General features: G+C 38.6%; 8 protein-coding genes, 1 pseudogene and 1 CRISPR repeat array. Of the genes and pseudogenes, 1 reads left to right on the top strand and 8 read right to left on the bottom strand.

Annotation, left to right across the window (positions count from 1 at the left end):
- Window positions 1-78: 78 nt before the first annotated feature.
- Window positions 79-2,167: direct repeats of the CRISPR family, unit length 37 nt; unit sequence GTTTCAATCCCTAATAGGGCGTTAATTAAATTTCAAC.
- A 212-nt stretch (window positions 2,168-2,379) separates the two neighbouring features.
- From cas2 to C7Y66_RS27405, 8 genes are read right to left on the bottom strand one after another with little or no spacing between them, the layout of a single operon-like run.
- Window positions 2,380-2,667, bottom strand: a complete 288-nt coding sequence (gene cas2 / locus C7Y66_RS27440) for a CRISPR-associated endonuclease Cas2 (RefSeq protein WP_106548007.1) — start codon at window positions 2,665-2,667, stop codon at window positions 2,380-2,382.
- 21 nt (window positions 2,668-2,688) lie between these two features.
- Window positions 2,689-3,693 (bottom strand): type I-D CRISPR-associated endonuclease Cas1d, encoded by a 1,005-nt coding sequence (gene cas1d / locus C7Y66_RS27435; RefSeq protein ID WP_106548006.1) that lies wholly within the window; start codon window positions 3,691-3,693, stop codon window positions 2,689-2,691.
- Between the two features lie 42 nt (window positions 3,694-3,735).
- Window positions 3,736-4,329, bottom strand: a complete 594-nt coding sequence (gene cas4 / locus C7Y66_RS27430) for a CRISPR-associated protein Cas4 (protein WP_106548005.1) — start codon at window positions 4,327-4,329, stop codon at window positions 3,736-3,738.
- Complete coding sequence (cas6, locus tag C7Y66_RS27425; RefSeq protein ID WP_106548004.1) at window positions 4,316-5,179, bottom strand: CRISPR-associated endoribonuclease Cas6; 864 nt, start codon at window positions 5,177-5,179, stop codon at window positions 4,316-4,318. Before cas6 ends, cas4 begins: the two co-directional genes overlap by 14 nt.
- Window positions 5,180-5,189: 10 nt before the next feature.
- Complete coding sequence (gene cas3 / locus C7Y66_RS27420) at window positions 5,190-7,871, bottom strand: CRISPR-associated helicase Cas3' (protein ID WP_106548003.1); 2,682 nt, start codon at window positions 7,869-7,871, stop codon at window positions 5,190-5,192.
- Window positions 7,864-8,691: a hypothetical protein gene (locus C7Y66_RS27415; protein ID WP_106548002.1), complete on the bottom strand. Its 828-nt coding sequence runs from the start codon at window positions 8,689-8,691 to the stop codon at window positions 7,864-7,866. The genes cas3 and C7Y66_RS27415 overlap by 8 nt, the downstream gene beginning before the upstream one ends.
- 3 nt (window positions 8,692-8,694) lie before the next feature.
- Window positions 8,695-9,570, bottom strand: a complete 876-nt coding sequence (locus tag C7Y66_RS27410; protein ID WP_106548001.1) for a hypothetical protein — start codon at window positions 9,568-9,570, stop codon at window positions 8,695-8,697.
- A 2-nt stretch (window positions 9,571-9,572) separates the two neighbouring features.
- Complete coding sequence (locus C7Y66_RS27405) at window positions 9,573-11,681, bottom strand: hypothetical protein (RefSeq protein WP_233222881.1); 2,109 nt, start codon at window positions 11,679-11,681, stop codon at window positions 9,573-9,575.
- A 599-nt stretch (window positions 11,682-12,280) separates the two neighbouring features.
- Between C7Y66_RS27405 and C7Y66_RS27400 the strand changes: the two are divergent.
- Window positions 12,281-12,715 (top strand): annotated as a pseudogene (locus C7Y66_RS27400) (transcriptional regulator); the annotation flags it as partial.

Raw genomic sequence — 12,715 nt, 5'->3', positions numbered from 1 at the left:
GGTTTCATGCCTGACTATTTGGGGAAAAATTCAACTCCTGGCTATTTTCCTCTATCCTTTACAAAATTGCACTACCACGTTTCAATCCCTAATAGGGCGTTAATTAAATTTCAACTTTGGCTGGGTGGATGAATCGCCTGCGATCGCTCAGTTTCAATCCCTAATAGGGCGTTAATTAAATTTCAACTTCAACGAGGTGCTATTGCTCGTAAATCAAATATTCGATTGTTTCAATCCCTAATAGGGCGTTAATTAAATTTCAACCTTGAAATGCTTATCCAGTAACGAATAGAGGCTGCGCTAGTTTCAATCCCTAATAGGGCGTTAATTAAATTTCAACCCGCAATGGCACTGTTTCTCGACGTGCTAGAGCGAATTATGGTTTCAATCCCTAATAGGGCGTTAATTAAATTTCAACATATCGGTAGATACAGTTCCTACTATGAATGCATGGTTTCAATCCCTAATAGGGCGTTAATTAAATTTCAACAGCACTTGGATTCATCGAAAGACAGCGATCGTACCGTTTCAATCCCTAATAGGGCGTTAATTAAATTTCAACATATTGGCAGCGCCATTGCAGTCAGAATTAATGCGAAGTTTCAATCCCTAATAGGGCGTTAATTAAATTTCAACGCTTAGCCCCACCTGCTAAGTAGTCGGGAGACATTTGGTTTCAATCCCTAATAGGGCGTTAATTAAATTTCAACAACCAGTAATTCAAAGAATAAATCGCATTGATCGGTTTCAATCCCTAATAGGGCGTTAATTAAATTTCAACGAAATTGCGTGTGAAAACGTACTAGCTCTATACGTGTTTCAATCCCTAATAGGGCGTTAATTAAATTTCAACTGCTTATTAAGCACGGATACTTATATATACAAAAGTTTCAATCCCTAATAGGGCGTTAATTAAATTTCAACTTTTGCGCCTAAAAGATATGCCATGATTTGAGGCGTTGTTTCAATCCCTAATAGGGCGTTAATTAAATTTCAACTCGCCTGGGTATCGCCATCAGGAAAATTTATTTTGTTTCAATCCCTAATAGGGCGTTAATTAAATTTCAACTCGGTAAGCAAGTTCGCGTGTATCGCAATTTAAACGTTTCAATCCCTAATAGGGCGTTAATTAAATTTCAACTTGCCATACGGATAATTGCACCCGCTGCAACCACTCGTTTCAATCCCTAATAGGGCGTTAATTAAATTTCAACACCAGCTTGCAGCGATAGGTTTTCGTTCCCTTGAGGTTTCAATCCCTAATAGGGCGTTAATTAAATTTCAACATTCCACCAATGCATCCTCAGCGCTGGTACTTTTGTTTCAATCCCTAATAGGGCGTTAATTAAATTTCAACCTAAATACTACCGCTTAGAAAACAGAATCCCCGTGGAATGCGTTTCAATCCCTAATAGGGCGTTAATTAAATTTCAACGCGCCGTCGTAGATCTGCTCGCCCGTTATGTAGTTAAGTTTCAATCCCTAATAGGGCGTTAATTAAATTTCAACAATAAATAGCAGTATCACCGATGATTCTATAAAAATGTTTCAATCCCTAATAGGGCGTTAATTAAATTTCAACTATAGATCGCAACAAGTAAAAGGGCGAAAAGTAGCAGTTTCAATCCCTAATAGGGCGTTAATTAAATTTCAACCCTTCTGCTGGTGCTGCTAGTAGCTTGCCATATTTGTTTCAATCCCTAATAGGGCGTTAATTAAATTTCAACTCTTCAACCGTGGTCAGCTCTCCCTCTTGCCACTCTTTAGCAGTTTCAATCCCTAATAGGGCGTTAATTAAATTTCAACTCGAGATGTAGCAGTCGCTCGTACAGCTCGATGGCGTTTCAATCCCTAATAGGGCGTTAATTAAATTTCAACCTTGTAATCAAACTCTCGCGTTTGTTCGAGGTTTGTTTCAATCCCTAATAGGGCGTTAATTAAATTTCAACTCTCTTCAGTCTCTACAAAATTAAGTCCGTACTGTTGTTTCAATCCCTAATAGGGCGTTAATTAAATTTCAACGTAGATGCACTTGTGATTAGCTTTCCCATCATCGAGTTTCAATCCCTAATAGGGCGTTAATTAAATTTCAACTCTCTCTCTGCCATCAAAAGGTTGTGCTTGTGTCATGTTTCAATCCCTAATAGGGCGTTAATTAAATTTCAACGGCGGGAGCCTGAAAACTAAGCCATATTTAGTTTTCAAGGTTCGAGAGCGCGGATAAAGCAATAATAGCATCACAAAAGCTGGTTAATGCAAAGTACAAATTGTGAAAACATAGACGTAGCAAGGAGCGCGGTAGGTTATCAGCTATTATTCCTGTAAACTACTGTATCGCGCCGATCGCCAGCATTTTTTTCAAACTCTCTGTACCAACACCTACCCATCCGCGCATTCAGCAAAGAAAATAGTGTCATCATAAACTGGTTCACCACCAATACGCTCAACTTTACCAAAACAGCAGGCGCATAGAAAATAAAATCGAATACTATCAGTATCCGGCTTAATTAACTTATTTAAACGCCAACGTAATTTAGCATATTGAGTATCACTCAACTGGCATTCAAACACGCTGTACTGCACCCATTGCCCGTAAGACTTAAGAATGTTATGGATTTTGGTACGGCGCTTATCTTCGGAGATATCGTAAGAAATAACAACATTCATGGTGATTTTCTCCCCTCACGCCTACTTCAAAATCAACGGTGGATATTTCTTACTTTCACCCATTAAGTATTTCGCTAGTAACCGTGCTTGTAGTTCAAATGCTTCTTGGTAACTACATTTACGTCCTAGAACTGGGTGCTTGAACTCAGATTGCTTCTTCTGCGCGTATAAGCGCAAGAATGTTTTTCGCCCTTCCGCAGTCAGAGATACCGCATGACTTAACGGTTCCGTCACAAATTCTGCGGGTGTCAAAAGTCGCTTATTCAAAGCAGATAACACGACTGCATCTACTATCAAGGGACGAAACTCTTCCATTAAATCCAATGCTAGCGCTGGTCTACCATAACGTTCACAGTGTAGATATCCTAAATATGGATCGAACCCAACAATATCGATCGCCCCTTGTATATCATGCCGCAATAATGAGTAGCCAAAGCTGAGTAAAGAATTAACTGGGTCAGTCGGCGGACGGCGGCGGCGCGTGGTAAAAGTAAATTCTGTAGCCCGAATCAGTTGATGGAAGCAGTTGAAATAAGCCGCACTACCAGCACCCTCCAAACCGCGCAGCGAGTTAATACTGTTAGTCGTGTCAATCGGTGCGATCGCCTGCTCTAAACGTGTAATATATGCTGATAAATCTAAGTCTGGAAATTCCCGTTGGCGACGGATAAGTAGATTTCGGTAGTTTTTTAGCTTACCGCGCACAAAACCTTGAACTACATGAATTGCTTGGACTGACTCACCAGCTGCTTGCCATTGTGCCTTGCGAACAAAAATGTTTTTACTAACTTCTGGCTCCAATCTACCTAAATAACGACCTGTTTCTGTCAGAAAAGTCAGAGGTATATGGCGTTCGAGTAGTTCGGAAATCGCCGCTGGTGAAACGGTAGCACGTCCCATAACTACAACACCATCTATTTTAATTAGCGGCACATCTAAAATTGTTTTTTTATCAAATTTGACATGAAGCCGTTCATCTGCTTTGCCAATAAAAGCATTTTCTTGAGTGATATAAACCGTACCCATAATTGCATTTCTAGTCGATAAAGTACATGAACATAACTAAACTTACTTAGCTTCTTGATAGCGTCCAACCTTATCTACAGCACCAGGCAAGCAGCGTGAAAATAAGCTACATCCATCACAGCGTTTTGTTTTAATAGCCTTTGGTATCTCTCCTGTCATTAGCAATGTTTGAACGGCTTGAATAGTTGCGATCGCACTTTGACGCAATTGGTTAGTAATTTCTACTAGTTGACGTTGGTGCGAATGAGCATAGTAAATATAGCCATTACTAATGGATTGTCCAGTCATTTCTTCTAAACACAAAGCTTGGGCGCAGACTTGCAGTTCGTCGTTATCCCATTCGCCTTTACGTCCTCGCTTGTATTCCACTGGATACCATTGACCGTTTTCTACTTCAATTAAGTCAGATTTTCCAATTAATTTGTATCGTTCGGACTTCAGCCAAATTGCTCGAATTTGCCGAGTTTCTTCTCGACTTCCTTCTCCTAACGTATGAACGCGATCGTGTAAACTCGTTCCTTCAATTGTGTATTGGTTATCGATAAATTCCCCTGCACAAAACATTCGCCAGCAGCGGTGCGGACAGTAGGCATATTGATTTAATGCAGCGATAGGAATATATTCAAGATCGTCCATGATTTTTCATATTTGAAGAACGCGAATCAATTGTTGACAGACGGCGTACCATGCCCATACCCATTGTTGTTTTACGTCCTACACCCGTATATAAAGCAAAGTCAGCTAAAGCATTAATTTGCTTAATTACTATTGGTTCGACATCTCCAAGAATGCGATAGCTAATTTCACCAACACAGCCAATAAACTTACTATTATAATTGCTAATTACTTCCGTTTGAATCTTGACAGAACTTGGATAAATTGAGTCAAAGGAGATATTAGTAAATTCAATTCCACTATATTTATGCCAACGTCCTATAAGACTGTTGAAAACGCATTCTTTGACGGGAAGAATCGTATCGTATTCACCTTGACGAAAGGATACAGGCGTAGTGAGAGTGAAGCTAAGAGTGCGATCGCGATCGCTAGCTTGTTCGTATAGTTGGGTATAGGTGCAAGCATTTGCCCAAGGTTGCATCGATTGGGGAGTACCGAGAATACTGGTAATATACAAGTCTGCGGAACCTAAATGCCAAGGGTGTTTTGGGTTAAGATTCAGCCACAGTGGGGTTAATTTGCTAAATAGAGTGTCATCGAGTAGGGAAATACGCCACCAGCAGGGAGTACCTGCGGGAATGGGTTTTTGATGACCAAATTGTAAGGTATGGTGATGTTTGTGCTGTCGTTGTATTTGCAGGGGTGAGAGGGTGAAAGCTTTATCTGCATTGGATTGATGCAGGTAGTTTCCCAAGGTTTTATCGACAGAACTAATGAGGGTGAGGAATAAGGCGTGGAGATGTCTGCCAGTGAGAAATTCAGGGTAGATAAGAGATTGCGGAATGAGGTTGAGGACGAGGCTGTGAGGCATGATATTAAATCTAATCTGACTTTGTTTTCAATGCTTTTGTATATGTAATAATTGCTGACTTGCGATCGGTGTGTTTGCAAAGTAATTTTTCATCACAATTCGTCGATCTGAGTTTAATAAAAATACCTGGCAATTCCACAAATCCTAATTCTGGATTATATGAGTATTCACGCTTTCCATCATATATTTCAGCACCTTCCTGATTTTTGTGAATTTCAATTACTATATCCTTAGAATAAGCACAACCCCAGCCTAATTCTCTTTCATCAAAGCGTGTAGTTTCTCGATCGTAATAACGCTCCAATACATAAGTATTAGCAAAATCATTTTCATCATTCTTTATTAGGCGATCGACAGGTACATTTATTTTATGTGAATTTTCACTGCCATCTTTATAAATCAATGTTGCTGAAGGTGTCCAACTACGAGTAACAATCAATCCTTTTTCATGGGCATGTTTACAAGTTAAATCTGCCTCATAAACATAATCATGCAGCATGGAAAATAGTTCGATGACTCGATAATCATCAACTTGTTCAGAAACAGAGATACATTCACTAATTTTTTGAGCATTAAACTCTGAAAATGATTCTAAAGTTTTTTGGTAGATTTGCCAGCCAGTTTCATCTAAGCTATTGGAGAATTTAGGAATTGAATTACCGATCGCTATCACTTTAGCATTATGTATATTACCTTTGCGGTTGCATCTTCCCGCGCGTTGAATTAAGTTTTCTGGAGGACAAATTTCAGAAATCAGTACTTTAGCATTTAGATCGCAACCAACTTCTATAGCACTAGTTGTAATCAGAAGATAAGGTTGATTACTGGAATCTCGTTTTTGAATTTCAGCATAAATATTTGGTCGCAGTTGGTCGGCAATTCTACCATGATAGAGAAATAAAAATCGTTCTGACGAGCGATCGCTAAAATTTAGGCTACTTTTTACTTTCTGATAAATCTCGACTGCATCTTGAACCCTTTCAACAACTACAATTAGTTTTTGTTTAGATTCAGTCTGCCATTCTCTTAGAATGATTTGAGTATATTCATTTTGATAAGCTTCTGGATGTTCTGAATCTCGTTTAATACTATTAATCCATTCAAAGCTTTTTTTGTTGGGATAATCCTGTTTTAATATTTGCTCTTGAAATTTTTGCAGTGCATGGTATTTTTCCCAATTTTCAATGTAATCTATTTGTTCTAGATAATCAAAACATTTTAAATACTCGCTTGGCATTGTAGCTGTCATAAGCACAATAGAACGTCCAGTTTCATATAACGATTTCACTAAACTGTTAAAGTTTGTAAATGAAATTTCATCATAACTATGAGCTTCATCAAAACAGATAAGTGTCTTCTCTTGATTAATTCTTAAAGGAAAAATGAATGACTTTTGCTTATCTCCAAAAGCAAAGTAGCGATAAAGGAATTTATCTATAGTCGTGAGAATAACATCACCCTTGTATAAATGTCGTCTAGAATTGGATGTACGAAATTTTCTTTCTTCTCCATTTTTGTAGATTTGGCGATACATTTGCGCTCCTGTATCTACAACTAAAGAAAATTCTCTATTTGGATGTAGTTTAGAAAATTTTTTTAGATAGTCTTCAGTTCTTTGTTTTTGGTCTTCCAATAAACTACGAGCGGGCAGAGGTAAAATTAAACGATAACTTGATGCTAGGGCTGGAAATAGAATTGACTCGAATTTCCCCGAACCAGTAGAAGACTTCAATAAAATGGCAGGATGTTGGTCTTCATGAGAATTATATATTTTTTCAAACATTTCCTTTTGCATTGGGTTAGGCTTAAAACCTCCCAACTTTTGATAAAAGTCTTCTACCGTCCAAATTTTAGCTTGAATGCTAGAGTTATAAGGCTGAATCGTTATTGTTTTAGTAATTGATTCTTGTGGGTTACCTTGATGAAATTGCCACCAGGTTTTTACTATACGATCTAGTATTTTACCAATAGCTTCTTCTCTACCATCTTGAATACATTTTTTTAATTCTCCATCTTTATCAATTTCATTAGACTGCATGACCCAAGACTTGAAAGTTAGTTCTATAGGTTGTAAACCTTCAAAGATCCAAGGCTCGATAAAATATTTTGTGTCGTCTAATTCATCCGGTGCAATTGTAAAGTCCATAAAGGCGCGAGAATCTGCCTGGTTCCCATCGCCAAAAACTCTACAGGCTAACTCAGCTTCTATCTGATCGCACATTTCCAGAATATATAGTTCGCGGGCGTAAGCTAGCGGTTCTTTAGTCAAAATATCAGCATATTTTTGTTCTTTTTTTAGTTTGTATGCTTGGCTACATATATCTTCTACCGAAAAATCATGATGCCCGATTGCTAAAGCCTCAGCCCAAGCATTTTTGTCACTTTTAGCTAAGTAACGATGTCCTCTAAATGAGTAAGTATACTCCTTAAATTTACTCGTTTTCGTAATTTTCGCTTGAATCTCAAATCTTTGAGGTTTACCTATATCGTGAATCTGTGCTGCTTCTAAAACTCTTGCAAAAGAAGACTCTGATGGAAAATCTCTTTTGCTCCATTTCTTAACTAAAGCCATCACATTACCAACATGATTTCCCAGAGGTTGAAAACGAATTTCGCTAGGAATTGGCTGTGCTTCACCAGGAAAGAATACTCGACCAAACTTAAATGAATATTGACGATGTGCTTTAGACATATGCTTCACCTCTCAGCAAGTTAACCAGCGAAATAGGAATATTAATTTCATTTCCATCTGTGAAATATTCCAGAGTCGGAGGATTTCCTGTGTCTTGTGTAAAATAGGCGGTAACAAAAGGAATAAATCCTTCAATTTTGGTTACTCGATTATCTAAAAAACCTTCTTGTTCTGATTGATAACTTGTATCCCTTGCCCATTTGTAACGATACATGTTGTAAATATCGCACCCGCTTACAAACTGCTGACTTTGTAACAGAGCTTCCATTGGTACAATTGTTGAAGGATATTTAGCAGCGGTTTCTTGATGTAAATTCACGATTTCTGAAACTTCTGAGACAATCGCAAATCCTTCTTTACCAAGCTTACAGCCGTAACCTACTAATTCTTGAAAATACTCTAATCCATTTCGAGAATCAGCTAATACATAACCAGTCAGTTCTTCAGCTATGAAATATTCCCAAGTATGCAACTGAAAATTCGCTTTTTCGCCATCTTGATAAATTCTAGAAAAGGCATCATGGTTAAACTCTCGCATCCCTTGGCGATTGGTACGATGAACGGCACTCCACGTTCCTTTGGCTGGATACGCGCCTAAAGCTAAATAATGCGGAGGTAAGGCATAAACTGGCGGGTTATCGCTGTTAATGCGAGTTTCTGGAATTTCCAACCCAACAGACATCATGCCTAGCCGTCGCAAGAAGCCAGATAAAGTTGTTGGAGGAACGAAGGGATAAGTAGCGATGTTAAGAATTGACCCAGGCAAAACGCGAAAGGTCATCGCTGCTGTAGGTTGAATTTTCAGTTCGACACAGTACATAAATTATGCCTGCAATACAGTGTCAACAAACAAGGCAGAATACTCTTGTAATTTCTCTAGTGCAGCATCTCCTATCCAACGTTCAAAATGTGGAAGTTGAATTTGATCGCTGTTTGTTTCTGGACTTCTAGCAAAGCGAAGAAAATCATCAATAGCCTCTTGTGGGTTAGTAATTGATGGAGAAATCACCGGACGCTTTCCTCTGGGAACGAGGTATCTATCCACAACTAGAAGAGGCATTTGTTCGGAAGTTTCTGCGATCGCTATTCCTTTTGGATTTCCAGAACCTATACGTGGCAAACAATCTAGAAAAGCATAAGCTATAGAAGCAAACTCTGCGTCTGTGATACTCAATGCGTGATTAGTTACTGGATAAAGAATACCTGGTTGGTTGTACTGACGTTTAAAGGGAGTAGGTTTTTCTTCCTTTTTAGATAAATTATTGGAAATAATTGCTGGATGCATCGCTCGTTGTTTATCTACGGGATAAATATCCTGTACTGCTACACCTCCACCATGTGTAACTCGACCAATTAAAGTTTTTTTACCTGCTATTAAACCGCCGTAAGTTGAGCAAATAGGACAAGTAGGTAAAGCGCAGGTTTCAGGTATGCCACACTTAAGTTTATCTCCTAGCAATTCACCAGTGCGGACAGGCGACCAAATTAAACTACGTCGTTCAACACCACGTCGTTTTGTTGGGGAAATGTAGCATTTTTCTAAAGAGAGTCCATCTTTGGTTGTTAGTTTTACTGTCTCAACCAAGTTAATATTCACCTGTACTTCATGACCGAGATAAAGTTCTTGAGAGCCTTCGAGAATGGCATAAATATCAAAGTGCAGGCGTGCATCGCTAGTTTTAGGAAGTCCAGTTGCCATAATTATTTTTTCTCACTCTTAGTTTTTGCTTTGGTTAGTAGTTCAGGGAACCGAGTGTAAAGAGAAAGTTTGAGATTGTAAGTTAAGTTTTTCCAATCCTTTTCTGCAAGATACTCTTTCTTATGAATGAAATGGTCGTAAACTCTTGTTATATCTTCTGCAAATATGTTTAGCCTTGCTTGTTGAGTTTCTTTATCTATTTCTTCTCTCTCAGAAATAGATACCTCTATTTTTGCTAGTAACTCTTTCAAACGGTCATAGATAAAGCTACAATCTGGATTTCGATAAAATTGTACTTTTGTTATAGTTCTATTTACCTCTTCAAACGGTTTATAGTAATCACAGAAAAAGTAAAAAAATGCATGACCATCTTCAACCTTTTCGATAAGTTTACTCAATTCGCGCTCCGCATCTTCCTTTGATAAGCACTCACTTGCAATTCTTTTGAATGATTGAGCGAAGGCATAAGTTAAGCCAGTTAAAGCAGCAACATCCTCGTACAAAGTTGCTTTTTGCCATAGTTGACGTTCTTTGTTCATAGTGCTTTCTCTAATCATCTCCCAATATTTTTTGCGGTTTTTTTCTGTCTCAACGACATTTGAGTAGTTTGTAGGTTTTGCCAGTATATAATCTGCCAAATAAGGTAAATCCTGTTGAATGTAGCGTATAGCATCACCCAAGGTCATATTGACATCTTTGTCAGCGTTGATAATTGACTGTAGCGGACGCTTGCGCGGTTTGGGTCTTCTCTTGCCGAGGATGGTCATATTGACATCTTTGTCAGCGTTGATAATTGACTGACCGTAGCTATCCATTAAACCTTTGATAAGAATTAAATGTCTATTGGCTAGTAGAATTTTTTGGCTACCTTGGGTAATCAGCCAAAATTCAAAATCTGCTAAAACTTCTACAGGAAAGATTGAAGCAGCTTTAGCCAGTGCATACTGCACTTGTCCCATTTTTTGAGAAGCAATTTCTCCTGTATTTGTACGCTCCGAACTTAAAATTAAATAGCGACCCGCACTCAAATGCATCTCTTTATTTGTTAGCATTCTGAGATAGTCTTTTATTTTTAACTCAGAAATTGTACTGCCACTAAGAGACTTAAGCTGTAAAATAATACTTTCATCTGTCACTTTCAGAGGTGAAGCAAAAGCTAAGGCTGAACAGGAAGCACAAATGTGAGGTCTACCTTCACTCGACGCTGACTGACGACGTTGAGAAGGACGCTCAAACATAAATCTCAAAACTTGCCAGCGTGCATTTTTAGGATCGAGTTTAATTCCACATGAATAGCAAAATTCTTTACTATCATCTCCGGGCGATCGCATTTCTCCTAAAATCGGTTCTTCTGTTAGTAGCGGTTGTGGTAGTGAGTTATTTGGCTCGGTTTCTAACAAGCGATACATTTCACGAATACATTGAGTAAAGATATCGCCACGAGTTGAGTTAATTTGGTCAGTAGCAATTTTTGTAAAGTTTTTAGCAATTTTATAAATTTGCTTAAATTTATCTGGATTTTGTTGCTCATCTAGCCGAACAAATTTGAATGGATCGCCTTCAGACTGCTTGAATAATTCCAATTTTTGCTGAGTAGATCCTTGAGAGAAAATTAGTGTTTCTTTTAGTTTTCCTTGTTGCTTTTGTAATTTCCGCTGTTCTACTTTAGTTAAACTTGGTTGGAGTAATCGAGTTTCGAGTTGTCTCAGCTCTTGCAAAGCTGCATTTTGTTCCTCTAAGCTTCTACCAAAAGACTTGCGAAAATACTCAGTATATTTCAGAGTTTCCTTGTCTTGCATCGCTAGCTTATCTTGTAGCTCTTTTGTTTTAGCTCTGCGCGTTTTGTCATCTAAATCAAATTCTGCAAGCTCTTTTTCTAATAGATAGATCTGTTTTTGGCGGTTATTTTGACGTTCTCCGACATCTCGCACTACTGCAAAATACCAAGCAGCTAATACATTAGATTGCTCGTTAGTCAAAATTGGGACATCTAAAGTACTAAATCCCCGTCCAGAGAGGGTTACAGAATTTAGCATTTGAATGAAAGTCTGCACTAACCCTGGTAATTGATGTTTAGTATCTCCATAGGCAGAAAAAGCTATTTCTTGCAAAAATTCTTGCCAAAGTTCTACAAAGCTGGGTATTTGCTGATTGGGAATGAAAACTCTCACATGGCGATCGCTTTCATCAAGTACAACAATTTGATATAGCTTTTGCAAGTATTCTAAAAATCGGTCAATTGCACTTTCAGTACTTAATCTTGCTTGCAACTCACCAGGTAAAGGAGGTTTGTAGAGAATCTGAATTTTGCCAATTTCTTGACTTTGATAAATGACTCGGTTTGCTTCAAACTCAAGCTCTAGCGATACTTTTGTGGTTTGATTGGGTTTTGCTAAGTTCAACTCTCGCTTGAGTCGGGGAGAGTCAAACTGTGCAGCGATTGTTACTGCTTCCGATCGACTTGCTAATGCCATCATCAGAGCAGACTTCTGGACTAATACGACACCACTAGCCAAGGCGCTAATCAGAATTCTGATTTGATTAGTGTCAGTCATTTGATTCATTTAGTTGATGCAATTTCTGAGTGTGGGAGCAGACAACTGTTTCAATGTCTCCTTTTTTGTCATTACATTGACTCACGTATCGAGCATTTGCATTTACACTAAAAATAATGACACAACATTTTTCAAAGTGCAACTACATTTTGTAAATGCCTCGAAAAAAAGACACGATTACACTGTCAATTCCGCCAGGAACCAAGGAACAACTAGAAGCGATCGCCCGTCGCCTCAATATTCTTTGGGGCAAAGACCCCAGTATTTCGGGCTTAATCGTGGCGATCGCCCAACACGCTGTAGAGGTGGGAAAGCCCTTCACGCTTGACTCTAACCAAGTCAACGCCTTGCGGCAGGCTATCAAAGCGCTTAACGATGCAGGTCGAATTGGCGAATCTCAAACTATACTTACACTTTTATTAGAGCGAGGAAACCTTGACGCATCAATCCGCCAATCATTGCTCAAACAGGCAAGTAAACTCTTACAAGCATGGCGAAGTCAAATTGATGAGTACAGACAAAAGCAACAACCGTTTTATTTGTTTTATGAAAATTCCCAAGGTGAAGAACTACAGTACACCGTGCGCTAT

This window comes from Chroococcidiopsis sp. CCALA 051 (assembly GCF_003015105.1).
Taxonomy (GTDB): Bacteria; Cyanobacteriota; Cyanobacteriia; order Cyanobacteriales; family Chroococcidiopsidaceae; genus Chroococcidiopsis; species Chroococcidiopsis thermalis.
This window is presented reverse-complemented; position numbering and strand designations above follow the sequence as displayed.

Excerpts from the sequence above, each read along its gene's own strand:
- cas2 (WP_106548007.1), bottom strand. The coding sequence starts at position 2,667 with ATGAATGTTGTTATTTCTTACGATATCTCCGAAGATAAGCGCCGTACC.
- cas1d (WP_106548006.1), bottom strand. The coding sequence starts at position 3,693 with ATGGGTACGGTTTATATCACTCAAGAAAATGCTTTTATTGGCAAAGCA.
- cas4 (WP_106548005.1), bottom strand. The coding sequence starts at position 4,329 with ATGGACGATCTTGAATATATTCCTATCGCTGCATTAAATCAATATGCC.
- cas6 (WP_106548004.1), bottom strand. The coding sequence starts at position 5,179 with ATGCCTCACAGCCTCGTCCTCAACCTCATTCCGCAATCTCTTATCTAC.
- cas3 (WP_106548003.1), bottom strand. The coding sequence starts at position 7,871 with ATGTCTAAAGCACATCGTCAATATTCATTTAAGTTTGGTCGAGTATTC.
- C7Y66_RS27415 (WP_106548002.1), bottom strand. The coding sequence starts at position 8,691 with ATGTACTGTGTCGAACTGAAAATTCAACCTACAGCAGCGATGACCTTT.
- C7Y66_RS27410 (WP_106548001.1), bottom strand. The coding sequence starts at position 9,570 with ATGGCAACTGGACTTCCTAAAACTAGCGATGCACGCCTGCACTTTGAT.